Origin of the sequence: Pseudomonas sp. Pdm06 (genome assembly GCF_014851795.1) — a bacterium.
Lineage (GTDB): Bacteria > Pseudomonadota > Gammaproteobacteria > Pseudomonadales > Pseudomonadaceae > Aquipseudomonas > Aquipseudomonas fluorescens_AA.
In genome coordinates this window covers 487056-511312 of record NZ_JACVAH010000001.1, presented here as the reverse complement: position 1 = coordinate 511312, position 24257 = coordinate 487056, and the positions used below count along the sequence as shown (strand labels likewise).

The 24257-nt window shown below is 59.5% G+C and carries 22 protein-coding genes and 3 tRNA genes; 8 read left to right on the top strand and 17 right to left on the bottom strand.

Going from position 1 to position 24257, the window contains the following annotated elements; genetic code table 11:
* The first annotated feature begins 172 nt into the window (after positions 1–172).
* Positions 173–1303: a carbon-nitrogen hydrolase family protein gene (locus tag IB266_RS02280; RefSeq protein ID WP_192259873.1), complete on the top strand. Its 1131-nt coding sequence runs from the start codon at positions 173–175 to the stop codon at positions 1301–1303.
* Between the two features lie 2 nt (positions 1304–1305).
* A complete protein-coding gene (locus IB266_RS02275; RefSeq protein ID WP_192259871.1) occupies positions 1306–2343 on the top strand; it encodes an AraC family transcriptional regulator in 1038 nt (345 codons plus the stop codon).
* Between the two features lie 279 nt (positions 2344–2622).
* Here the strand turns inward: IB266_RS02275 and IB266_RS02270 are convergent, their stop codons facing one another.
* The 10 genes from IB266_RS02270 to IB266_RS02225 form a co-directional block, all read right to left on the bottom strand.
* Positions 2623–3510, bottom strand: coding sequence for a DUF2242 domain-containing protein (locus tag IB266_RS02270; protein ID WP_192259869.1), 888 nt, complete (start codon positions 3508–3510; stop codon positions 2623–2625).
* Between the two features lie 341 nt (positions 3511–3851).
* The gene (locus IB266_RS02265; protein ID WP_192259867.1) at positions 3852–5723 is read right to left on the bottom strand and encodes a SurA N-terminal domain-containing protein; all 1872 of its coding nucleotides are present in this window, start codon (positions 5721–5723) and stop codon (positions 3852–3854) included.
* A 224-nt stretch (positions 5724–5947) separates the two neighbouring features.
* A complete protein-coding gene (locus IB266_RS02260; RefSeq protein ID WP_002552737.1) occupies positions 5948–6220 on the bottom strand; it encodes an HU family DNA-binding protein in 273 nt (90 codons plus the stop codon).
* 149 nt (positions 6221–6369) lie between these two features.
* Positions 6370–8766: an endopeptidase La gene (gene lon, locus IB266_RS02255; protein ID WP_014339302.1), complete on the bottom strand. Its 2397-nt coding sequence runs from the start codon at positions 8764–8766 to the stop codon at positions 6370–6372.
* Positions 8767–8927: 161 nt separating this feature from the next.
* Entirely contained in the window at positions 8928–10211 is a 1284-nt protein-coding gene (gene clpX / locus IB266_RS02250; RefSeq protein WP_024778305.1) for an ATP-dependent Clp protease ATP-binding subunit ClpX, read from the bottom strand.
* Between the two features lie 107 nt (positions 10212–10318).
* A complete protein-coding gene (gene clpP / locus IB266_RS02245; RefSeq protein ID WP_003183177.1) occupies positions 10319–10960 on the bottom strand; it encodes an ATP-dependent Clp endopeptidase proteolytic subunit ClpP in 642 nt (213 codons plus the stop codon).
* 93 nt (positions 10961–11053) lie between these two features.
* A complete protein-coding gene (tig, locus tag IB266_RS02240) occupies positions 11054–12364 on the bottom strand; it encodes a trigger factor (protein ID WP_060738324.1) in 1311 nt (436 codons plus the stop codon).
* 422 nt (positions 12365–12786) lie between these two features.
* Positions 12787–12871, bottom strand: a tRNA-Leu gene (locus IB266_RS02235).
* A 58-nt stretch (positions 12872–12929) separates the two neighbouring features.
* A tRNA-His gene (locus IB266_RS02230) sits at positions 12930–13005 on the bottom strand.
* A gap of 41 nt (positions 13006–13046) precedes the next feature.
* A tRNA-Arg gene (locus IB266_RS02225) sits at positions 13047–13123 on the bottom strand.
* Positions 13124–13404: 281 nt separating this feature from the next.
* Between IB266_RS02225 and folD the strand changes: the two genes are divergently transcribed.
* Both folD and pbpG read left to right on the top strand, forming a co-directional pair.
* Positions 13405–14259, top strand: coding sequence for a bifunctional methylenetetrahydrofolate dehydrogenase/methenyltetrahydrofolate cyclohydrolase FolD (folD, locus tag IB266_RS02220; RefSeq protein ID WP_053120836.1), 855 nt, complete (start codon positions 13405–13407; stop codon positions 14257–14259).
* 332 nt (positions 14260–14591) lie between these two features.
* Positions 14592–15530, top strand: a complete 939-nt coding sequence (pbpG, locus tag IB266_RS02215; RefSeq protein WP_072405355.1) for a D-alanyl-D-alanine endopeptidase — start codon at positions 14592–14594, stop codon at positions 15528–15530.
* Between the two features lie 114 nt (positions 15531–15644).
* Here the strand turns inward: pbpG and IB266_RS02210 are convergent, their stop codons facing one another.
* A complete protein-coding gene (locus IB266_RS02210; RefSeq protein ID WP_060738326.1) occupies positions 15645–15839 on the bottom strand; it encodes a DUF6021 family protein in 195 nt (64 codons plus the stop codon).
* A 101-nt stretch (positions 15840–15940) separates the two neighbouring features.
* Complete coding sequence (locus IB266_RS02205; protein ID WP_192259865.1) at positions 15941–16618, bottom strand: peptidase C39 family protein; 678 nt, start codon at positions 16616–16618, stop codon at positions 15941–15943.
* Between the two features lie 225 nt (positions 16619–16843).
* On the opposite strand from IB266_RS02205, the gene IB266_RS02200 reads away from it, so the two are divergent.
* Positions 16844–17008 carry a hypothetical protein gene (locus tag IB266_RS02200; protein WP_170842391.1) on the top strand — a complete coding sequence of 55 codons (165 nt, stop codon included), beginning with the start codon at positions 16844–16846 and terminating at the stop codon, positions 17006–17008.
* Between the two features lie 80 nt (positions 17009–17088).
* Here the strand turns inward: IB266_RS02200 and IB266_RS02195 are convergent, their stop codons facing one another.
* Both IB266_RS02195 and IB266_RS02190 read right to left on the bottom strand, forming a co-directional pair.
* A complete protein-coding gene (locus IB266_RS02195; protein ID WP_192259863.1) occupies positions 17089–17838 on the bottom strand; it encodes a TerC family protein in 750 nt (249 codons plus the stop codon).
* Between the two features lie 26 nt (positions 17839–17864).
* A complete protein-coding gene (locus tag IB266_RS02190) occupies positions 17865–18116 on the bottom strand; it encodes a hypothetical protein (protein ID WP_092176397.1) in 252 nt (83 codons plus the stop codon).
* A gap of 140 nt (positions 18117–18256) precedes the next feature.
* On the opposite strand from IB266_RS02190, the gene nhaR reads away from it, so the two are divergent.
* Positions 18257–19153: a transcriptional activator NhaR gene (nhaR, locus tag IB266_RS02185; protein ID WP_060738330.1), complete on the top strand. Its 897-nt coding sequence runs from the start codon at positions 18257–18259 to the stop codon at positions 19151–19153.
* On the opposite strand, the gene IB266_RS02180 is transcribed toward nhaR, so the two are convergent.
* Positions 19150–20310, bottom strand: a complete 1161-nt coding sequence (locus tag IB266_RS02180) for an MFS transporter (RefSeq protein WP_192259861.1) — start codon at positions 20308–20310, stop codon at positions 19150–19152. The genes nhaR and IB266_RS02180 overlap by 4 nt on opposite strands.
* Positions 20311–20591: 281 nt before the next feature.
* Between IB266_RS02180 and sstT the strand changes: the two genes are divergently transcribed.
* Positions 20592–21824 (top strand): serine/threonine transporter SstT, encoded by a 1233-nt coding sequence (sstT, locus tag IB266_RS02175; protein ID WP_192259859.1) that lies wholly within the window; start codon positions 20592–20594, stop codon positions 21822–21824.
* Between the two features lie 200 nt (positions 21825–22024).
* On the opposite strand, the gene IB266_RS02170 is transcribed toward sstT, so the two are convergent.
* Complete coding sequence (locus IB266_RS02170) at positions 22025–22534, bottom strand: DUF1993 family protein (protein WP_060738333.1); 510 nt, start codon at positions 22532–22534, stop codon at positions 22025–22027.
* A 130-nt stretch (positions 22535–22664) separates the two neighbouring features.
* On the opposite strand from IB266_RS02170, the gene IB266_RS02165 reads away from it, so the two are divergent.
* Positions 22665–23312, top strand: a complete 648-nt coding sequence (locus IB266_RS02165; protein WP_103309333.1) for a YceH family protein — start codon at positions 22665–22667, stop codon at positions 23310–23312.
* A gap of 6 nt (positions 23313–23318) precedes the next feature.
* On the opposite strand, the gene IB266_RS02160 is transcribed toward IB266_RS02165, so the two are convergent.
* The gene (locus IB266_RS02160) at positions 23319–24140 is read right to left on the bottom strand and encodes a shikimate 5-dehydrogenase (protein ID WP_192259857.1); all 822 of its coding nucleotides are present in this window, start codon (positions 24138–24140) and stop codon (positions 23319–23321) included.
* Positions 24141–24257: the final 117 nt, after the last annotated feature.

The following is a 24257-nucleotide window of genomic DNA, read 5'->3' as shown; positions in this document are numbered from 1 at the left end:
GCGCCTTGCCAGCGCAGAGGGTGTCCAAAGATTCCTGGGACACCCTCTGCGGGTGCCTGCCGTGCGTACAAATCAGCGTCCGCCCTTCGCTAATCCCTTGTTTTACCGTACCCTGCCCCGTAGCTCCTGATGAAAAATCACGAACCTGCACACGGCCGCTGACTGTTCCCCCATGCGCAAATTTCTGTACCTGCTGTTTTCACTGGCCTTGATTGCCGCCCTGGTCACCTACGCACTGTGGACGACCGATCGTCCCGCGGGTCATTACCTGTCAGACCTGCGTATCAACCTGGCGGTCGACCAGGGCACGCGCGCCGACCGCGGCAACCTGCTGGGCATCCAGCCTGAACTGTTCCCCACCGACTACCAGAACCCCGAGCGCCTGCACCGCAAACTGGCGGCCTACCTGCAGGCGGCTCGCGACCAGGGTTTTCTCAATGCCAAGACCGTGGTGGTCCTGCCCGAGCACATCGGCACCTGGTTGATGATCGGTGGCGAAAAAGACGAGTTGTACCAGGCCACCACCCTGAAGGAAGCCATGCACTGGCTGGCGGTCAGCAATCCACTGGCGTTTATCCAGGCGCTGGTCAGTGCCCAAGGCGATAACCGCCTGGAGGATGCCTACCTGCGTATGAAAGCCCAGGGCATGGCCCGCGACTATCAAGCGCTGTTCGGCGGGCTGGCCAAGGAGTTCGGCATCACCCTGGTGGCCGGCTCCATTGTGCTGCCCGAGCCCAGCGTCAGCGACGGCGAGCTGAAGATTGGCCGCGGCGCGTTGTACAACAGCAGCCTGGTGTTCAGCAGCGATGGCCGGCCCATCGGCCAGCCACAACGCCAACGCCATCCGGTATTCGAACAGCAGGATGTGCTGGGCGCCGACCATCCGGTCCCCCCCCTCGTCATAGACACCCCCGCCGGGCGCCTGGGCGTGCTGATCGGCAGCGACAGCTGGTACCCGCTCCACTACCGGCAGCTCAACGAACAGGGCGCGCAACTGATCGCGGTGCCCGCCTTCATCATCGGTCGCGGCGCCTGGGACAAGCCTTGGAGCGGGTATAAAGGCCTGTCCACACCGAGCGAAGTGAGCCTCAAGCCCGGTGAAGTGAGCGAGGGGCAAGCCTGGCATCGCCTGACATTGACCGGTCAATTGCCCATCAGCCAGGCCCGGGGCGGTGTCAGCGTATTCCTGCGTGGCCAGTTCTGGGACAGCGGCAGCGCCGGCCAGAGTTTCATCAGCCACAACGGCCAGCACTTCCCCGATGGCGAAGCCCGTGGCGCGCGCCTGCTTAACCTGTGGTTGTGAGCATGAAACCGCAGCCGATGCGCCTGGGGGACCTGTCAGTAGGTTTCGTCCACAGCCTGGCTGACGCAATTGCCAGCCATGGGCAAGACCCCAAGCCTCTGCTGGAGCAGTACGGCCTCGATGCCGCGCGCCTGGCCGAGCCCGGCGCACGCCTGTCGATCCCACGCTACATGCGCCTGGGCCACGCCGCGATTCAACAGACCCAGGACCCGGCCCTGGGCCTGCGCATGGGTCAGCTCGGGCGCTTGAGCCAGGCCGGGCTGGCGGGCGTTACCGCTGCCCAGGCACCGACGGTGCGCGAGGCGGCCCGCTGCATGATCCGCTTCGAGCCGCTGTATGGCTCCAACTATCGCGGCCAATCGAGTTTTCATGAGGATGCCCGCGGCGCTTGGCTACGGTTCTATTCCATCAGCCCGTACAACGCCTACAACCGCTTCGTGGTGGATTCGATCATCGCCGGCTGGCTGGCCCAACTGTCCAGCGTCAGCGGAATCGCGCTGCGGCCCGAACGCATCGAAATCGAATTCGAGGAACCGGCGTACCTGGAGGCTTATCGCACGCTCGGTGACTGCCCGATCCAGTTTGGCGCCGAACAGAATCAACTGCGACTGGGCCTGGACAGCCTCGCCCAGCGCAACCCACAGCATTGCCCCAGCACCTGGCACCACCTGGTTCAATTGTGTGAACGGGAATTGGAACAACTGACCCGCACCCGCAGCCTGCGTGAGCGCATCATTCAACTGCTGGGACCGTTGCTCAGCGGTGGCCGGGAACCCGACCTGGAAGAAGTGGCGGCTCGCCTGAAACTGCCGACCTGGACCCTGCGGCGCAAGCTGGCCGAGGAAGGCACGCAATTTCGCGCCATCCTCAACGACACCCGCCGCGACCTGGCCATGACCTACATACGCGATACCGAACTGGCGTTCGGCGAAATCGCCTACTTGTTGGGGTTTGCCTCAGCCGAGGCCTTTCAACGAGCCTTCAAGCGCTGGAACGACCAGACGCCTGGGGAATTTCGTCGTAGTCACAGAGGGCGTTGAGCTTCAAGCGCTAGCTTGCTCTCTTACAACTCCGTTGCATCTTCGGCGGGTTCCAGCGGGTCCAGTTCATAGGCCTGGTATTCCAGCAGCTCTTCCTGATAATCGTCCATTACGTGTCCTTCCCCTGTCATTGAATCCAATGCCTGATGGCGCTGGCATCAGCATAAAGCTGCTTTATGAACAAAACATGAAGCAAAGGCTTCATGAATTAAACGTAGCACAGGGTCGGGAAATTACCGCGTGAAGTGTGACAGGGCGTAACACCCTGCCACGGGAAGCTCAGGAAGCCGGAAGCGGCTGGATCGGCTCGCTCGGGGCCGGCAAAGAGCTGGACGGTGGTGGTGGCGGTGTCACGGTTTCCGTCGTCGGCGCAGACTCGAACGACTCAGGCGCAATCGGCGCTGGCTCGCTCGGCGGTACGACGGGCTCCGACACCGCAGGGGCGGTTTCGACGGGGGCCGGCGCAGCCTCCTCTACCGGCGTGGCTGCTGCGGGTGCAGGCGCAACCGGTTCCGACGCAGGTGCTGCAGCTGGAGCCGGAGCCGGCATCAAGGCGGCCGGTTCAGCCTTGGTTTCCGGGACACCCAGCTCAGTTTTTGGCTTATCGGCATTCTCGGCCTTCTCGGCAGCTTTCTTCGCTTCGGGGGGCAGGAACAGCTCCACCAAGGCAAAGAAACGCTCATAGAACTTGGCCGCCGACACGGTTTCGCTGGCGACCTTGACCATCGAATCGTCCGAAGAGCCGATCGGCATCGACACCGAACCCAGCACGCCCACCCCAAGGCTGGCGGAGTTGTTGGTTTTCTTCAGGGCATAACGGTCCTGCAAAGCGTTGGCGAACATGGTCGCACGGTGTCCGGCACCGCCGTCCTCGGCACAGACCAGGTTGAAACTGATCTCCATGTGGGTCTCGCCGGTCTGCTGGAAACTCTTGTGGCCACTGACCAGCTTCGGATCGCTGCTGGTGATGATGTAGCCCTGGCTGAGCAACGCCCGGCGCCCGGCCTCGCAGGTCGCCGCGTCGCTCACTGGATAAGTGCGCGAGAACGTCCCGGAGTCATCGAAGTTCTCGTGCTCGTAGATGGCGGCTTTCTTCGACGAGCAACCGGCTGCGGCGGCCAGCACCAATGCAAGCCCGACGGTGCGCATGTGAAATGATTTGAACATTGAACATCCTGAGAGAAACGGTCCGGGGCGTATTGTGCAACAGAACGCGACCTGGCAGCGTGGCTAATCTTGTTTCAAGGGGGTTACAAGTTTACTGGGGGTTGTTTGCAGGAAAAAGACGCTAGCGGGGTAGATCGACGAACACCCGTGTTTGAGCAACAAGCAGATACAAAAACCCTGGCATTTTGGCCTGACGCCGTTCACTTGAGCCGTTACCGAAGAAATGGATATCCCCCACCCCCCCAAAAAAACCCAAAAAAAACGGCGCTTCCCATTTCTGAAGAAGCGCCGTTTTTTCAAGTGAGCAGCATCACAGCCAGGTTTGAAAAAGCATCAAGCGATTAGAAACGCTTGATGTCCGCCTGACTCTCCAACTGCTTGCGATAGGCCGCGAAGTCCTGCTGACCAACACGGGACGCAAGGTAGCGACGATATTCCGCTTTCTCTTCGTCAGTCGGTGCCGCCGCTTCGTTCACGCCGTTCAGACGCACGACCACCAGGCTGCCGTCAGGCAAAGTCACGCTGCTGAACGTCGGCTTGTCCTTGGACTCAGGCTTGGGCATGCGGAACAGTGCTTGCAGCACCGCTGGGTCGATGCCTTCCTGGTTGCGGGTGGCCGCCTCGGTGGGTTTCCAGCCTTGGCCGTCAACCGCTTTGTCCAATGCCGTCTTACCGTCGCGCAGACTGGCGATCAGCTCGTCGGCGCGGGTCTTGGCCGCTGCGCTGGCGTGTTCCTTGGTCAGTTGCGCACGAATAGGCCCGGCCACTTTTTCCAGGGGCAGTTGCTCAGGCTTGCGGTGTTCCTTGGCACGCAGCACCACGACGGTTTCCGGGTCCAGTTCGATGGCGGTGCTGTTGGCACCCTCATCCAGCACTTCCGGGCTGAACGCCGCAGTGACCACGGCACGGTTGGCCGCGATCCCTTCACCGCCTTCACGACCGAACGGGGCCGATGTGTGGACGGTCAGCTTCAGGTCCTGGGCCGGCTGCGCCAGGTCGGACGCTTCGAACGAGGCATCCTCCAGTTGCTTGGTCGCCTCCACGAAACGCTGCTCCACCTGCTGAGTCTTCAACTCGCGAGTCAGCTTGTCCTTGAGACTGGCGAAGGTCGGCACTTCAGGCGCTTCGACACCCAGCAGCTTGATCAGGTGCAGACCGAAATCGGTGCGGACCGGTGCCGAGACCTGGTCCTTGCTCAAGGCGTACAAGGCCTTTTCGAATTCCGGATCGTAGACACCTGGACCGGCATAGCCGAGATCGCCGCCATTGTTCGCCGAACCCGGATCCTGGGAAAACTCCTTCGCCAGGGCTTCAAACGACTCGCCTTTGGCCAGGCGAGCCTGGATCTCTTCGATCTTCGCCTTGGCCTGGGCTTCGGTCACCTTATCGTTCACTTCGATCAGGATGTGCGCAGCGCGACGCTGTTCGGACAGGTTGGCGATTTCTTTCTGATAGGCCGCTTGCAGGTCTTCGTCCTTGACGCTGACCTGATCGAAGAAAGAGGCTTTCTTCAGTTCGAGGTAATCGATGACCACCTGGTCAGGCGTCATGAATTCCTTGGCGTGTTGGTCGTAGTAAGCCTTGACCTCATCATCGGTCAGCTTCACCGACGCAGGATCGGCCTTGATGTTCAAGGTGGCGAAATCACGGGTCTGCTTTTCCAGGCGGGCGAATGCCAACACTTGGGCATCGGTGACAAAACCGCTGCCCGCCAGGCCGGCGCGCAACTGACCGATCAGCATTTCCTGAGCCAGCATCTGGCGGAATTGCATACGGCTGTAACCCAACTGGCGAATCACCTGATCGAAACGCTCGGCACTGAATTTGCCATCGACCTGGAACTCAGGCGTTTGCAGGATGACTTGATCGAGCGCAGCTTCCGAGAAAGCGAATTTCGCATCGTGTGCGCCTTGCAGCAACAACTTGCGGTCGATCAGGCCCTTGAGCGCCGAATCGCGCAGCATTTTTTCGTCCAGCAGGGAGGCGTCGAAATCCTTGCCCAGCTGTTGCATGAGCTGACGGCGTTGCATGTCGACCGCCTGGCTCAGCTCGTTCTGGCTGATATTTTCGCCGTTGACCTTGGCCGCGTCGTTACTGTTGGTAGTAGCTTGGAAAATGGCATCGAAACCGGTCAACGCCATCAATGCGACGATGACCCCGATGATGGTCTTGGCAATCCAGCCTTGTGAATTGTCCCTGATATTCTGCAGCATGCGTCCCCCAGAAACGGTTGAACTTCAAATTTAGGCAACCGTGGAGCGTGGGTAGAATCCGGATAGAAGAAAGGCGCATCCGAGGATGCGCCTTCTCGTAACTGGCGGAGCGGACCAGGCTCGAACCTGCAAGCCCTGGCGTGCCAGGCCGGTTGTAACCGGCCATATTACCGCTCCGCTGCCAAGCCAGGCATGACCCCGACCCGGATAAACTCAACGAAACCTTAGTTAACGGCTTCTTTCAGTGCTTTACCAGCTTTGAAGCCTGGCTTTTTGGCAGCAGCGATTTCCAGCGTCTTACCGGTCTGCGGGTTGCGACCGATACGAGCAGGACGATCGGTCACGGAGAAGGTGCCGAAACCAACCAGAACAACAGAGTCGCCAGCCTTGAGAGCGCCAGTGACGGATTCGATTACAGCGTCCAGCGCACGGCCAGCAGCAGCTTTCGGGATATCAGCGGATGCAGCGATAGCATCAATCAGTTCCGACTTGTTCACTCTAAGTCCCCTTATATCTATTTGAGATGATTCTAAGTTTTTTTGGTGAAAGCAAAAACGAGTGCTGAATGGCCTGCAGACACTTAAGAGCCGCTTTATAACAAGGGCTCTAAAAAACTGTCAAGGAAGGCCCTCCAGGCCAATGCGTATTAATGCGTGCTAATTCTTTCCTTAGAGTCAGACTCTCGCTTTTCTTCCTTCGCGACAATCTCAGGAGCCACATCCGGCAAGGGCTCCGGCGCGTATTGCAGCGCAATTTGCAGGACCTCGTCAATCCATTTAACCGGTTTGATCTGAAGATCTTGCTTGATGTTGTCAGGAATTTCCTTCAGATCGCGGACATTCTCTTCGGGAATGATCACGATCTTGATCCCGCCACGGTGTGCCGCCAGCAGTTTTTCCTTCAGGCCGCCAATCGCCAGGACCTGGCCGCGCAGCGTGATTTCACCCGTCATGGCGACATCGGCGCGCACCGGGATGCCGGTCAATGCCGAGACCAGGGCCGTGCACATGCCTACACCGGCGCTTGGACCGTCCTTGGGCGTAGCCCCTTCAGGCATGTGGATGTGTGTGTCGCGCTTCTCATGGAAGTCCAGGGGAATGCCCAGGCTTCGGGCACGACTGCGCACCACCGTCAGCGCCGCGGTGATCGACTCGACCATCACGTCGCCCAGGGAACCGGTCTTGATCAGTTGCCCCTTGCCCGGTACCACGGCCGCTTCGATGGTCAGCAACTCACCACCGACCTGAGTCCACGCCAGGCCAGTCACCTGGCCGATCTGGTCCTGCTGCTCGGCCAGGCCGTAGCGGAACTTGCGCACACCCAGGAAGTGCTCCAGCAGGTCCGCAGTGACCTTGACCGCGAAGCGTTTTTCCAGCGCATGTTCCTTGACCGCCTTGCGGCAGACCTTGGCAATCTGCCGCTCCAGACCACGCACGCCGGCTTCGCGGGTGTAGTAGCGGATGATGTCGCGAATCGCTTCCTCGTCGAATTCCAGCTCGCCTTTTTTCAGCCCGTTGGCCTGGATCTGCTTGGGCGAAAGGTACTTCACGGCGATGTTGATCTTCTCGTCCTCGGTGTAGCCCGGTAGACGAATCACCTCCATCCGGTCCAGCAATGCCGGCGGAATGTTCATGGAGTTCGAGGTGCAGAGGAACATCACGTCCGACAGGTCGTAGTCGACCTCAAGGTAGTGATCGTTGAAGTTGTGATTCTGCTCAGGATCGAGCACTTCGAGCAACGCAGAAGCGGGATCGCCGCGCATGTCGCTGCCCATCTTGTCGATTTCGTCCAAAAGGAACAGCGGATTGCGCACGCCGACCTTTGTCATTTTTTGAATCAATCTTCCTGGCATCGAACCGATGTAGGTCCGGCGATGACCACGAATTTCCGCCTCGTCACGCACACCACCCAAGGCCATGCGTACGAATTTGCGGTTGGTCGCGTGGGCAATCGACTCCGCGAGGGAGGTTTTACCGACCCCGGGAGGACCGACCAGGCACAGAACCGGGCCGCGAATCTTTTTCACGCGTTTCTGTACGGCGAGATACTCAAGGATGCGCTCCTTGACCTCTTCCAGGCCGTAATGGTCGGCGTCGAGGATGTCTTCAGCCCGCGCCAGGTCCAGACGCACCTTGCTCTGGGCTTTCCACGGCACCTGGACCAGCCAGTCGATGTAGGAGCGCACCACGGTGGCTTCGGCAGACATCGGCGACATTTGCTTGAGCTTGTTCAACTCAGCCTGAGCCTTGGCCAAGGCATCCTTGGGCAAGCCAGCGGCATCGATGCGCTTTTTCAGCTCTTCGATTTCGTTGTGACCTTCGTCGCCATCGCCCAGCTCCTTCTGAATGGCCTTCATCTGCTCATTCAGGTAGTACTCGCGCTGGCTGCGCTCCATCTGCTTCTTGACGCGACCGCGAATGCGCTTCTCGACCTGCAACAAATCGATCTCGCCGTCGAGCAATGCCAACACATGCTCGACACGGGCCGACAGGTCGATGATCTCGAGGATTTCCTGCTTCTGCTCGATCTTGAGGGCCATGTGGGCCGCCATCGTATCGACCAGCCGCCCAGGCTCGTCAATGCTGTTGAGCGACGACAGGACCTCTGCAGGCACCTTCTTGCCCAGTTGCACGTATTGTTCGAACTGCGACAGCAGGCTGCGGACAAACACCTCTGATTCACGCTCGGGCGCATCGACTTCTTCGATCAGCGACACTTCGGCCCGGCAATGGCCGTCCACTTCGCTGAAACGTTCGACAGTCCCGCGCTGCTCGCCTTCGACCAGGACCTTGACGGTACCGTCGGGCAACTTGAGCAATTGCAGAACCGTTGCAATCGTACCTACGCGATACAGTGCGTCTTCGCCGGGATCATCGTCGGCTGGATTTCTCTGAGCCAGCAGAAGAATCTGCTTGTCACCCGTCATCGCAGCCTCGAGGGCTTCGATGGACTTCTCGCGCCCCACGAACAGCGGGATAACCATGTGCGGATACACCACGACATCGCGCAATGGCAGGAGAGGCAATTCGATGGTTGTCTTCATGATTTCGCCTCTACGGCGGCCCTAGGGCCGGAAACAGATGGAAGTAAGCTTGAAACCAAGATGGGGGCAGCCTTGAAAAAAAACAAGCGCTAAGACACGTCTAAAACACGCTAAAAGCAAAGGGGCCCGAAGGCCCCTTCTTTATTCCGGCAGCGGGACGCTTATGCGTCCGGTGCGGCCTTGGCAGCCGGCTCACTGTTTTCATAGATATACAGTGGCTTGGACTTGCCTTCTATAACGCTTTCGTCGATCACGACTTTACTCACCTCGGACTGCGAGGGGATTTCATACATCGTGTCGAGCAATACGCCTTCGAGAATCGAGCGCAACCCACGGGCACCGGTCTTACGCTCCAGGGCACGTTTGGCGACCGATTTCAGCGCGTCGGAACGGAATTCCAGGTCTACACCTTCCATTTCGAACAGCTTGGCATACTGCTTGGTCAGGGCGTTTTTCGGCTCGGTCAGAATCTGCATCAACGCCGCTTCATCCAACTCATCCAGCGTCGCCAGGACTGGCAGACGACCGACGAATTCCGGGATCAGACCGAACTTGACCAGATCGTCAGGCTCGACTTCACGCAGGGACTCACCGACCTTCTTGCCCTCTTCCTTACTGCGTACTTCGGCATTGAAACCGATGCCACCACGGGTGGAACGGTTTTGAATAACCTTTTCCAGGCCGGAGAACGCACCACCGCAGATGAACAGGATGTTACGGGTGTCGACCTGCAGGAATTCCTGCTGCGGATGCTTGCGACCACCTTGGGGTGGAACGGAAGCGACCGTACCTTCAATTAACTTGAGCAAGGCCTGCTGCACGCCTTCACCGGAAACATCCCGGGTGATGGACGGGTTGTCGGACTTGCGGGAAATCTTGTCGATTTCATCGATGTAGACAATACCCATCTGGGCTTTTTCCACATCGTAGTCGCACTTCTGCAACAACTTCTGAATGATGTTCTCGACGTCTTCACCTACATAACCCGCCTCGGTGAGGGTGGTTGCGTCGGCGATGGTGAACGGAACGTTCAGCAAACGAGCCAGGGTTTCGGCAAGCAGGGTCTTACCCGAGCCTGTCGGGCCGATCAGCAGGATGTTGCTCTTGCCGAGTTCGACCTCGTCATTCTTTTTGTCACGCTGGTTCAGGCGCTTGTAGTGGTTGTACACCGCTACGGCCAGTACCTTTTTCGCACGTTCCTGACCAATCACATACTGATCAAGGATGCCGCTGATTTCTTTAGGCGAAGGCAATTTATGCGCGCTGCTTTCGGCCTGGGCTTCCTGCACCTCCTCGCGGATGATGTCATTGCACAGGTCGACGCACTCGTCGCAAATGAAGACCGAGGGGCCGGCAATCAATTTGCGCACTTCATGCTGGCTTTTGCCACAGAAGGAGCAATAAAGCAGTTTGCCGTTGTCCTCGCCGTTGCGGGTGTCAGTCATTCGATCGATCCAAATCCGATAGGCTTGCAACACAAGATGAAGGCAATTGCGGGCTTTTTCAAGCCCGCAGGCGGCCGGTCATCCCAACCACCTGCATTTTGAGCGGCTTAGGCAGGCATTTGACGCTTGTTGATCACAGAGTCGATCAGGCCGTATTCGGCTGCACGCTCGGCGCTCATGAAGTTGTCACGTTCGGTGTCGCGCTCAATGGTTTCGAGGCTCTGGCCGGTGTGATGGGCCAGCAACGAGTTCAGGCGCGAACGAATGTGGAGGATTTCCTTGGCATGGATGTCGATATCCGACGCCTGGCCCTGGAAGCCACCCAATGGCTGGTGAATCATCATCCGCGAGTTAGGCAGGCAGTGACGCTTGCCCGCTGCGCCACCGGCGAGCAGGAAGGCCCCCATGCTGCAGGCCTGACCGATGCAGATGGTGGAGACGTCAGGCTTGATGAACTGCATGGTGTCGTAGATCGACATGCCCGCAGTCACCGAACCGCCAGGTGAGTTGATGTACAGATGGATATCCTTGTCCGGGTTTTCCGCTTCAAGGAACAACAGCTGCGCCGCGACCAGGTTGGCCATGTAGTCTTCAACGGGGCCGATCAGGAAGATGACGCGTTCCTTGAGCAGACGCGAGTAGATGTCATAGGCACGTTCGCCGCGGGCGGACTGCTCGATAACCATCGGGACCAGGCCGCCTGCGGCCTGGATGTCAGAGCTCTGCTGATAAAAAGAATTGCGGGACATGTCTCGCAGTCACTCCCAAATAGTTATGTCTTGAATACGCATAAGCCAGCACGAAGGCTGGCTTATGGGTGTTTATTTCTTACCGCAGAACCATCAATCGGCTTGTGGAGCTTCCACCGGCTTGACCGCTTCTTCGTAAGAGACCGCTTTATCGGTCACGCTAGCTTTCTGCAGAACAGTATCCACAACTTGTTCTTCCAGCACAACAGAACGGACTTCGTTCAGTTGCTGGTCGTTCTTGTAGTACCAGGACACGACTTGCTCAGGCTCTTGATAGGCCGAGGCCATTTCCTGGATCAGCTCACGAACGCGGGCTTCGTCAGGCTTGAGCTCGAACTGCTTGACCACTTCGGCAACGATCAGGCCCAGCACGACGCGGCGCTTGGCCTGCTCTTCGAACAGCTCGGCCGGCAGTTGGTCCGGCTTGATGTTGCCGCCGAACTGCTGAACAGCCTGCACGCGCAGACGGTTCACTTCGTTGTCCAGCAGGGCCTTTGGCACTTCGATCGGGTTGGAGGCCAGCAGACCGTCCATGACCTGGTTCTTGACCTTGGACTTGATGGCCTGGCGCAGCTCGCGCTCCATGTTCTTGCGAACTTCGGTGCGGAAACCTTCCAGACCGGTTTCCTTGATGCCGAACTGGGCGAAGAACTCTTCGTTCAGCTCAGGCAGTTTCGGCTCGGAAACGCTGTTGACGGTCACGGTGAACTCGGCGGCTTTGCCAGCCAGGTCCAGGTTCTGGTAATCCTCAGGGAAGGTCACGTTCAGAACGCGCTCTTCACCGGCCTTGGCGCCAACCAGGCCGTCTTCGAAGCCAGGAATCATGCGACCGGAGCCCAGTACCAGCTGGGTGGCCTTGGCGGAACCGCCAGCGAACACTTCACCGTCGACCTTGCCGACGAAATCGATGTTCAACTGGTCTTCGTTCTGGGCAGCGCGCTCGGTCACTTCGAAACGGGTGTTCTGCTTGCGCAGGATGTCCAGCATCTTGTCCAGGTCGGCATCCGACACGTCAGCGCTCAGGCGCTCGACAGCGATGGACTCGAAACCGGCAACCGTGAACTCCGGGAACACTTCAAACGTGGCGACGAATTCCAGGTCCTTGCCTTTTTCCAGCACTTTAGGCTCGACGGACGGTGCGCCAGCCGGGTTCAGCTTCTGCTCGACGACCGCTTCGTAGAACGAAGACTGGATCACGTCGCCCACGGCTTCCTGACGCGCATCAGCTTCGTAACGCTGACGGATCACGCTCATTGGCACTTTGCCTGGGCGGAAACCTGGGATTTTGGCCTTTTGGGCAGTCTGCTGCAGACGCTTGTTGACCTGAGTCTCGATGCGCTCAGCCGGCACGGTGATGCTCATGCGGCGCTCAAGAGCAGAAGTATTTTCAACAGAAACTTGCATGGATATTCCTCGTTGCACAGACGTTGGCCGGGCGTTTCCGACCCCAGAATCAAGGGCATGCATTCTAGTAGGTCAAACTCAAGAAGTCACCCTACTGAAAACGCGCTGGAAACAGGCGCCGGATTTAGGACGGGGCAAACGGTCATGCCCCACCCGGATTGCAAATACAGTCGATTCAGTCCAAGGCTCTGCGCCAACGCTTCTATATATAGAAGCGGCTTGTCCGGTCGCGCAGCGCCCCGCCCCACAAGGAGACCAACGGGCATACCGCGCATCATCACGAAACACATTCGCGACAAACCGACCGCTGCGCACAACCGCAAAAACAGTACCGATGCCAAACACAGAACCACTGAAAACAAAAACGGCGCAGCCCCTTTCAGGTACTGCGCCGTTTTCTGCTATTTAAATAGCCACTTGTATGGTGCGGACGGAGAGACTCGAACTCTCACACCTTGCGGCGCTGGAACCTAAATCCAGTGTGTCTACCAATTCCACCACATCCGCGTATCAAGCTTTTAAAGCAAAGGCGCCAGATTGTTAGATCTGGCGCCTTTCTAGAATATGGGGTGGACGATGGGGATCGAACCCACGACAACGGGAGTCACAATCCCGTGCTCTACCAACTGAGCTACGCCCACCATATTGCCTTGTTGCCTTACTTGTGCCAAAGCTGCCTAATTGGCGCACCCGGCAGGACTCGAACCTGCGACCATCCGCTTAGAAGGCGGATGCTCTATCCAGCTGAGCTACGGGCGCCTTTTTAATCTGTATTCTTGGACGATTACAAACTAAGTGCTTTCAGTTTTGCCGAGTTGAAACAACCAACTCCGCTCCACCTTCTTAACCAGTGCTAGGCTGTGCCCGACAAGTGCGACGAATGTTATAGACGGCCTGATAGGTCGTCAACTCTTTTTTAAAAAAAATTCATTTAATTAAAGGGGTTAGGGGAATTTGCAGACCAAGCGCCTTTGCCCTCACGCCCCGGCATGCGAGAATGCGTTCTCTTTTTTTCCCCTCTCGATGGTTAACCACGCGCAATGACTGCACAACTTATCGACGGCAAATCGATCGCCGCCAGCCTGCGCCAGCAGATCGCCCAACGAGTCACCGAGCGCCGCCAGCAAGGCCTGCGTACGCCCGGCCTTGCGGTGATCCTGGTCGGCAGCGATCCTGCCTCTCAGGTTTATGTCTCGCACAAGCGTAAAGACTGTGAAGAGGTCGGCTTCCTTTCCCAGGCCTACGACCTGCCTTCCGAAACCACCCAGCAAGCGTTGGCCGATCTGATCGATCGCCTGAACGACGATCCGAACATCGACGGTGTTCTGCTCCAGTTGCCGCTGCCTGAACACCTCGACGCCTCCAAGCTGCTGGAGCGTATCCGCCCGGACAAAGACGTCGACGGTTTCCATCCTTATAACGTCGGCCGTCTGGCCCAGCGTATCCCACTGCTTCGTCCCTGCACCCCCAAAGGCATCATGACCTTGCTGGAAAGCACTGGCGTGGACCTGTATGGCCTCGATGCCGTGGTGGTGGGGGCGTCCAACATCGTCGGCCGCCCGATGGCCATGGAGTTGCTGCTGGCCGGCTGCACCGTGACCGTGACCCATCGCTTCACCAAGGACCTGGCCGGCCATGTCGGCCGTGCCGACCTGGTGGTGGTGGCCGCTGGCAAACCCGGGCTGGTCAGGGGCGAGTGGATCAAGGAAGGCGCCATCGTCATCGACGTGGGTATCAATCGCCAGGACGACGGCAAGCTGGTGGGCGACGTGGTCTACGAGACCGCCCTGCCCCGCGCTGGCTGGATCACCCCGGTACCCGGCGGCGTAGGCCCGATGACCCGGGCCTGCCTGCTGGAAAACACGTTGTACGCGGCCGAGACGCTGCATAGCTGATCGACGCGCCAACAAAGACCCTGTGGGAGCGAGCTTGCTCGCGATAGCGGTGCATCGGCCAACATCCAAGTTGACTGACACACTGCCATTGCGAGCAAACTCGCTCCCACAGGTGTTTCCGGGGCCTGGACTTAGCCGCCAGGTATCGATCGCGCAAACTACAAAATTTTCAGATTCGATTCGCCAGAATCGCCCTTCATTAAACTTTATTTATTCACAAGCCTTGGCGATACAGGCATATAGCGCTGCTATCGCCCATACTCCTAAAATGCGACGTTTTCTTTAAAAAGTCGTTGCTCAACGGCACCTTCAACTCCATCGAGTCTACTCGCGTGAAAATCCGTCTTTCGATCATCAGCCTGTTCATCGCTTTCACAGGCCCCTTCATCACGCAAAATGCCGTTGCACAGGAAACCATCGCGGCCCCTCGGGATGCGGCCAAGCTGCAAGTCGCCTCGGGCAGCGCGATGCTGTTGGACCTGCAGACGGATAAAGTCGTTTATTCGAGCAACCCGGACGTGGTGGTGCCCATCGCTTCGGTGACCAAGTTGATGACCGGCCTGATTGTGCTGGATGCCAAACAGAACCTGGACGAATACATTTCCATCACCATCGCCAACACCCCAGAGATGAAGGGCGTGTTTTCCCGGGTCAAGCTCAACAGCGAACTGTCGCGCCGGGACGTACTGCTGATCGCCCTGATGTCTTCGGAAAACCGCGCCGCCGCCAGCCTCGCCCACCACTATCCGGGCGGCTATGCGGCATTCATTGCCGCCATGAACGCCAAGGCCAAGGCATTGGGCATGACCAGCACTCATTACGTCGAACCCACAGGCCTGTCGATCAACAACGTCTCCACCGCCCGGGACCTGACCAAGCTATTGATCGCCGCCCGCAAGTACCCCCTGCTGAGCGAACTGAGTACGACCAAGGAAAAGACCGTTACCTTCCGCAAGCCTGTGTACAGCCTGGGATTTCGCAACACCGACCACCTGGTCCACAAGGCCAACTGGGATATCCAGTTGACCAAGACCGGCTTCACCAACCAGGCCGGCCACTGCCTGGTGCTGGTGACGAAAATGGGCAATCGCCCGATGGCGCTGGTGATCCTCGACGCCTTTGGCAAGTACACGCACTTCGCTGATGCCAGCCGGATTCGTAGCTGGGTGGAAACCGGAAAAAGCGCCGCCGTGCCCGCGGTGGCCCTGCAATACAAGGCCGCCAAGAATCTCAAGAGCCGCCAGAGTGGCGTGGTGGAAGCCTCCAAATAATTCAGCGGCACAAAACTGTGGGAGCAAAGCTTGCTCGCGATAGGGATGGGCCAGTCGACAATACCGTTGACTGGTCTGCCACCATCGCGAGCAAGCTTTGCTCCCACAGGTTATTTATGGCTTCAAGTCACCCAGCGGATCATAGGGCTTGGGCTTGCGCTCATCCTTCTTGTCCAGGGGCGCCTTGGCCGGCCCTACCGGATCGACCTGGGGATCCTCAAGGTCCGGCGAATCCGGATCGAACCCCAGGTCATCACCGCTGGAATGCTCTGATGAATGTGGCCCCGTAGGTGTTTTCGACTGTGCCATGCGTGCCTCCTCCAATCACGGTCGGAAAAATCCCCAACCCTGACGATAAGAGCCTCAAGCCCGCGGGGTCGTGCCCGGCAAGTGACGAACGGGACGCTCGATCAATGCGCAGCGCCCAGGGCCTTGGTGGCCCGCGCCGCGGCTTGTTCCTGCCCTGCCCCACCCAGATCAGCCGCCGCTTTCAGCCAACGCTGCGCGTCGACATTGGCGGGAAGCTGCGTGGGTCGCTGGACCAGCACCGCCCAACCGCCGGCGCTCTGGAAGGCCGACTCGAAGGCACTGAAGCTCATCAACTGCCGCCGGTTCATGCCTGCACGCAGCAACACCGTCTGCTTCTGACGGTTGTAGCCGGCGAGAATCCCATACCGAGGCGCCGCCCAGAACGCCGAACCGTCGACATAGCGCACCAGCACCGGATAGCCCGCCGCGACCTGCTCCAACAGCGCAGGCAGCTTGGCGTCCAGGGGATACACCAGCAACCCGTACTCCCGCGCCAGGGTGGGCATATTCTGCTGCAAATCGGCTTCGCCACCGGGCAGGTGCAATGGTTTTTCCAGCAGCCCCGGGGTGATCACAGTGCCTTGCAACGTCAGCAAGGCGGCCAGGGACTGCGGAGCCCCCTGGTACATTTCGCCACGGTAGAACGGCACGCTATTGAGCTCCACCCGCTCGGGCAGGCGCTGGATCTGCGGCGATACGCTGCCCGCGCAACCCGCCAGGGCAACGAGGCAGGACACCGCCAGTACCAGTGATCGAAACGATGAAATGACCGGCGACATGACGACTCTCTTGTTCAGGCACCCGGCATCCGGGCCAGGCTTGGGTCGACGATCATAAGGTGCGCACAGCCCTGGGTATAGCCATAACCATCGTTTTACGGCGGCAATAGAACGAACCGATCCGAACCCCAGCGCCATGGATCGATTAGCTGCAACACTTGAGCGACTAGACTGTCCATTGTACTGGGTACGATATCCCGAACCGGGGATAGGAAGGAGGCACAAATGAGCCTGACCACGACAATCCTGATGCTGATATTCGGCTGGCTGAGCGTAGCCACGGCCATGCTGTGGGGGGTGCTTCGAATCGCTCGACGCCATCATCACGCGCCACCTGCGCCATCGGAAAAAGCCGCCAAACCTGCCCGGCGCCACGCCGCCGCACACTGAGCTTTCACGTTCAAACCCATAACGCTCAAATAAAAAAAGCCACCCGGGCCTGGACCCGGGTGGCTTCTGTCTGCCTGGAATCAGGCGTTGTCGGCCAGCACCTTTTCCTTGGCCCGGCGGGACAACATGTTCAACACCTCGATCGCCGCCGAGAACGCCATGGCCGCATAGATATAGCCTTTCGGTACATGGGCGCCGAAGCCTTCGGCGATCAGCGTCATGCCGATCATGATCAGGAAGCCCAGGGCCAGCATGACCACCGTCGGGTTGTCATTGATGAACTTGGCGAGCGGTTCAGCCGCCAACAGCATCACCAGCACCGATACGACGACGGCGATGATCATGATCGGCAAATGCTCGGTCATGCCCACGGCGGTGATGATGCTGTCGATGGAAAACACCAGGTCCAACATCAGGATCTGACCGATGGCCGCGGCAAAGCCCAGGGTCACGCCGGACGTGGCCGACTTGGGATCATTTGGCGCAGGATCCATGCTGTGGTGGATTTCAGTGGTCGCTTTCCACAGCAGGAACAGGCCACCGGCGATCAGGATCATGTCTTTCCAGGAGAACGCCTGGCCCAGGATTTCGATGACCGGTTCGGTCAACTGCACAATGAAGGCAATGGTGCTCAACAAGCCCAGGCGCAGGATCAGAGCCATACCGATACCGATCCGCCGCGCCTTGGCACGATGCTGTACGGGCAGCTTGTTGGTCAGAATCGAAATGAAGATCAGGTTATCGATGCCTAGCACGATTTCCATCACGACCAGAGTCGCCAGGGCAATCCACGCGGTGGGGCTGGCGGCGAGCTGTAAAAGATAATCCATGGGTCAGTCCTGACTGATGTGACGCGTTAGATGGTTTTAGTAGGGGTTTGTGTTTCGTCAGCTTCGTCCGCCGGCTCTTTCTTCGGGCTGATCAAGCCACCGGTGGCTTCGCTGATCGCCTGTTCGGCGGCTTTGTGGGTGTCGTCGATGGCCTGCTTGGCGGTTTCCGCTGCCTGTCCCATCAGTTGCTGGGCACTTTTTTCAGCCTGTTCACAACCTGCCAGTGTCGTTACGGACATCACCAACAGGGCTGCCAGCCCCAGGGATTTGTATGTCATGGAATGAATGCCTCTTGGGAGAATAAAAGGAGCACGAAAAGTGGCCCACCAATGGCGAGGCATTCTAGAGACGCGAATACTTCAGGAAAATTCGTATTTTCAGCGGTTATACTTCGGTTTTTACGAAGCAATGTGATCCCATGCTCAATTATCGACAACTGCATTACTTCTGGGTGGTGGCGAAAACCGGCAGCATCGTGCGCGCGTGCGAGCAGTTGAACCTGACGCCACAGACCATCAGCGGCCAGATTTCCCTGTTCGAGCAGACGTATAACATCAAATTGTTTCGTCGTGTCGGGCGGCAGTTGGAACTGACCGAAGCCGGCCGCCAGACGCTCCCCTACGCCGAACACATGTTCCAGTTGGGCGGTGAGCTGGAACTGATGCTGCGGGCCCAGCCCAACGAACAGCAAACCCTGTTCCGGGTCGGGGTGGCGGATGTGGTGCCCAAATCCATCGTCTATCGACTGCTGGCGCCGACCATGGAGTTGAGTGAACCGCTGCGCATCACCTGCCGCGAGGACAAGCTCGAACGACTACTGGCGGACCTGGCGATCCAGCGTCTGGACCTGGTGATCTCCGACAGCCCGATGCCGACTCACCTGGATATCAAGGGTTACAGCCAGAAACTGGGGGAATGCGGGATCAGTTTTTTCGCCACCGCCGCGCTGGCCGAACGCTACGGGCAGGATTTCCCCCATGGCCTGCATGACGCTCCGCTGCTGATTCCCGGGCCCGAAACCGTGGTGCGCAGCCGCTTGCAACGCTGGTTCGCCGAACAACAGATCCAGCCGCGCATCGTCGGCGAATTCGACGACAGCGCACTGATGCAGGCCTTCGGTCAATCCGGCAGCGGGATTTTCATCGGCCCGAGCGTGATCGCCGAAGAGGTCAAGCGCCAGTACGGCGTTGAAGTGATCGGCCAGACCGATGCGGTGAGTGAATCCTTCTACGCCATTTCCGTGGAACGCAAGGTCAGCCACCCCGGCATCGTCGCGATTGCCGAAGGTGCGCGTCGCGAGTTGTTCAGCACTTAGCCATCCATGCAAGCCGCGCGGGGCTTGACGGTCATCAGCAGCAACGCCAGCAGAATCGATACAAAGATGAACCCGGCCGCCGCGAACCCGACACTGCCCAGGCCCAGGTTATCGATGACTCGGCCACCGACCATCGCCCCCAGGCCAATCCCCAGGTTGGCCCCTGCAATGTTCAACGAGGCGGCAAACGCCGGGGCCTGCGGGGCCGCCTTCATCAGCCGCACATGGCTGACCAGGAACAACGCGGCCTGGGTCACGCCCCAGATGCCCATCGCCGCCGCCAGCGCGAGGGGCGAATGAATGCTCGGCACCAACGCCACCATGCCGCCGATCAGGAACAGGCAGAACACCATCGACGCAATCAACGGATGCCGGTCCACCGCACGACCGCCCAGGGAATTGCCCAACAGCCCGACTGCGCCAAAGCCCATCAGGCACCAGCCCACCAGGGTGCCATCGAAACCGGCGAGGCGTTCGAGGATATCCGCCAGATAGGTGTAGGCGGTGAACATGCCGCTGAACACCAGGATCGACAACAGCACGTGCCCCTGCATCAATGGGCTGCGCAGGATCTTCAATTGGGAACGGAAGCTCACCTGATGCTGGTGCAAGTTGGTTTTCGGCAAATAGATAAACAGCAACAAGGCCTTGGCGAAGGCAATGACCGCCAGGATCGCAAACGCGCTGCGCCAGCCAAACGCATCGGCAATCAACGTGCCCACTGGAATGCCGAACACCGTGGCGCAGACGATGCCGAAGCCGATCCGGGCGATGGCCCGCCCGGCCAGCTGCGGCCCGACAATGTCCACCGCCGTTTCACTGGCCAGCGCCCAGAACACCGGCAGGCCCAGGGCCGGGATCAACCGGGCAATGGCCATCACCCAGATGTTGGGGGCAAAGGTGGCCAGCAGGTTGGCCAGGCCGAACATCACCAGCACGCTGATAAACAGCTTGCGCCGCTCGAAGCGAGCGAACCAGGCCGTCAGGAATGGCCCGAACGCCGCCACCGTAAACGCGAACAACGTCACCAGCAGCCCAGCCTGGGGAATGGTGACGTGCAGGTCGCGGGCAATGGACGGTAACAGGCCAACGATGACGAATTCCGTGGTCAGCACGGTAAAACCGGCGGCCGACAACAGGAAAATGGGTAACAACATGCAGAACTCCAGCAAAACGAAGACACCAGCGTTAGCCGGAGGCCCGCTGGCGGAAAGAAAGTGAGAGCGACAAAGCCTAACAGAATGCGCGCGTCATACAAACGCTCGGCATGACCCGGATAAGGGTGACGGACTGCCACAGGTCCGTCAGATTTTTCATCGGCTGTGATAAAGTCCGCGGCCTGCAAATGCCCTACTTTCTCTCGGTCCGCTCATGTGGCCTGCCCGCTTGTTGCCCTGATTCGTCGACCGTTGAACACAATAAAATCAGAGATGCCGCTATGACAGCTTCGTCCGTTACCCCTTTGCAACGCCTCAAACGCACCAGCCTGGTGGCGCAAATCATCATTGGCCTGATCGCCGGTATTGTCCTGGCATGGCTGGCGCCCGACCTGGCGAAATCCACCGCATTCATCGGCAAGGTCTTCGTGGCCGCGCTCAAGGCCGTGGCGCCGATTCTGGTGTTCGTGCTGGTCATGGCGTCCATCGCCAACCACAAGCACGGCCAGGAAACCCATATCCGCCCCATCCTGTTTCTCTACCTGCTGGGCACCTTCGCCGCGGCGGTGGTCGCGGTGGTTGCCAGTACGCTGTTTCCGTCCAGCCTGGTGCTGTCGACCCAAGACGTCGCGGTCACAGCGCCCGGTGGCATCAGCGAGGTGCTGCAAAGCTTGCTGCTGAGCGTGGTGGATAACCCGGTCCGGGCGCTGATGGACGGTAACTTCATCGGCATCCTGGCCTGGGCCATCGGCATGGGCATCGCCATTCGTCATGCGGGCCAGACCACGCGTACCGTGCTCGAGGACCTGTCCAACGGCGTGACAGTGATCGTGCGCCTGGTCATCCGCTTCGCCCCGCTGGGGATCTTCGGGCTGGTGGCCTCGACCCTGGCCACGTCCGGCTTCGGCGCCCTGCTCGGCTACCTGCAACTGCTCACCGTGCTGATCGGTTGCATGCTGTTCGTGGCGTTGGTGGTCAACCCACTCATCGTGTTCTGGAAACTGCGTCGCAACCCTTACCCACTGGTGTTCACCTGCCTGCGGGAAAGTGGCATCACGGCATTTTTCACGCGCAGCTCGGCGGCGAATATTCCGGTGAACCTGGAACTGAGCAAACGCCTGGGCCTGCACGAAGACACCTATTCGGTGTCGATCCCGCTGGGCGCGACCATCAACATGGCCGGCGCCGCCATCACCATCACCGTACTGACCCTGGCGGCCGTGCACACCCTGGGTATTGTGGTCGACGTGCCAACCGCCGTGCTGCTGAGCGTGGTCGCCGCCATTTGCGCGTGCGGTGCATCCGGGGTGGCCGGCGGTTCGCTGTTGCTGATTCCCCTGGCGTGCAGCCTGTTTGGCATTCCCAGTGAGATCGCCATGCAAGTGGTCGCGGTGGGCTTCATCATCGGTGTCCTGCAGGACTCGGCGGAGACGGCGTTGAACTCGTCGACGGATGTGCTGTTCACGGCGGCGGCGTGCCTGGGTGAGGAAGAGAAGCTCGCGCGTACGGCGTGACAATTGCCGTGGTTGTGGGCTTGTCATCGCGAGCAGGCTCGCTCCCACAGGGGCAGCGGCGCTCACACAATAGCCGCTACGTCACCAATCCTTTGTGGGAGCGAGCTTGCTCGCGATAGCGGCGCCGAGGATGTAACAGACAGCCACAAAAAAGCCCGGGAACGGCCCACACCGTCCCGGGCTTTTTCATGCCTGCGGGGTTAGAACGCGCCCATGTAGTCGCGCTTGCCCACTTCCACGCCATTGTGGCGCAGCAATGCATAAGTGGTGGTGACGTGGAAGAAGAACTGCGGCAGGCCGTAGGTCAGCAGATAATTCTGGCCACTGAAGCGCTTCTCCTTCGGCGTCCCCGGGCGGGTAACGATTTCGATGCCTTCCTTGCCATCGATCTGCGCAGGGCTGATGCCGTCGATAAAGGCCAATACCTTGGCGATCAAGGCTTGCAGCTCGGCGAAAGTGGTCTCGCTGTCCTCATACTTCGGCACCTCCACCTCGGCCAGGCGGGCGGACACGCCCTTGGCGAAATCCACCGCGATCTGCACTTGGCGCACCAGCGGGAACATGTCCGGGTACAGGCGGGCTTGCAGGAAAGCGTTCGGGTCGATGTTCTTCGCGGTGGCGTGGGCTTCAGCCTTGTTCAGAACATCGCTCAACGCGTTGAGCATCTGCTTGAAAACCGGGACGGAAGCGGCGTACAGGGAAATAGTCATGGCAATCTCATGCAGGTGGCAGGAAAGAATGAATCAAACGGCTGCGATTATAGCCACGCCTTGTTGCACGGCTTGTCTTTTATTGCGCAAGGATTAGGCTAGGCGGCTTCCACAGCATAGGGAACGCGCGATGAGCATCGAAGAACAACAGCAGGCTGAAGAACCACGGCTCAATAGCACGGAAATCCGCATCCTCGGCGCGCTGGTCGAGAAACAGGCCACCAACCCCGAGACCTACCCGCTGACCCTCAACGCCCTGGTACTGGCCTGCAACCAGAAAACCAGCCGCGAACCGGTGATGAACCTCAACCCGGGCCAGGTCGGCCAGAGCCTGCGGGCGCTGGAAGGTCGCGGTTTCACCAAGCTGGTGATGGGCAGCCGCGCCGACCGCTGGGAGCATCGGGTCGACAAAGCCCTGGAGCTGGTACCGGCCCAGGTGGTCCTGATGGGCCTGCTGTTCCTGCGTGGCCCGCAAACAGTCAATGAGCTGTTGACCCGCAGCGGACGGATGCACGACTTCGAAGACGCCGAACAAGTGGTGCACCAGCTCGAACGTCTGATCGCCCGCGGCCTGGCGTTGCTGGTGCCACGCCAGGCCGGCCAGCGCGAAGACCGCTATGTGCACGCCATGGGTGACCCGGCGGACGTCGAAGCGATTCTCGCCGCCCGCCAGCACCCGGTGGAGCGTGGCGCCGGCGGTGGTGTCTCGCTGGAACGCATCGAAGAGCTCGAAGCGCGGATCGCGGCACTGGAGGAACGCCTGGCGCGGCTGGAATAGCAGCGCCTACGCCGACCGGGCGAAGGCCACGGCTTTTTCGAATTGCTCCAGATTGGGCCGCACACCGGTGTACAGCACGAATTGCTCCAGGGCCTGGATCGCAATGACTTCCAACCCGGTGATGACCCGTTTGCCTTCGGCCCGAGCGCGTACGATCAACGGCGTTTCCGACGGGATCGCCACCACATCGAACACGGTCTCGGCCGCGGCGATGGTCTCGGGCTCAAACGCCAACTGATCGGCTTCCGGGCCGCCGGTCATGCCGATCGGCGTGACGTTGATCAGCATCTGCGGCCGCCGGGCGCCCAGTTCCGCTTGCCACTCATACCCCAGGGACTCGGCCAGGGCTCGCCCGGTGGCTTCATTGCGGGCAACGATCAGCCCGTTCTTGTAGCCCCCATCGCGCAAGGCGCTGGCCACAGCCTTGGCCATACCGCCGCTGCCGCGCAGGGCAAAGGTCGAATCCTGGGGCACGGCATGGCTTTGCAGCAATTGGGCGATGGCGATGTAGTCCGTGTTGTAGGCCTTCAGATGGCCGTTGGTATTGACGATCGTATTGATCGACTGGATCGCGGCGGCAGAAGGATCCAGCTCGTCCACCAGGGCGATGCAGGCTTCCTTGAACGGCATCGACACGCCGCAGCCGCGAATGCCCAGCGCGCGGATACCACCCACCGCCCCAGGCAGGTCCTGGCTGCTGAACGCCTTGTAGTAGAAGTTCAGCCCCAATTGTTCATACAAATGATTATGAAAGCGCAGGCCGAAGTTTCCAGGACGCCCCGAGAGCGACATGCACAGTTGGGTGTCTTTGTTGGGATTGATCTGCATGCGTGTCTCCTTGCATTCACTTTCGGACAGACGGAAGCACCGTCGCCAAAGGTCTATTCGATGATGATACCGCCAGGCCCGGCCCGATCTCAGGCCACTGGATGACGCGGCGCGGTA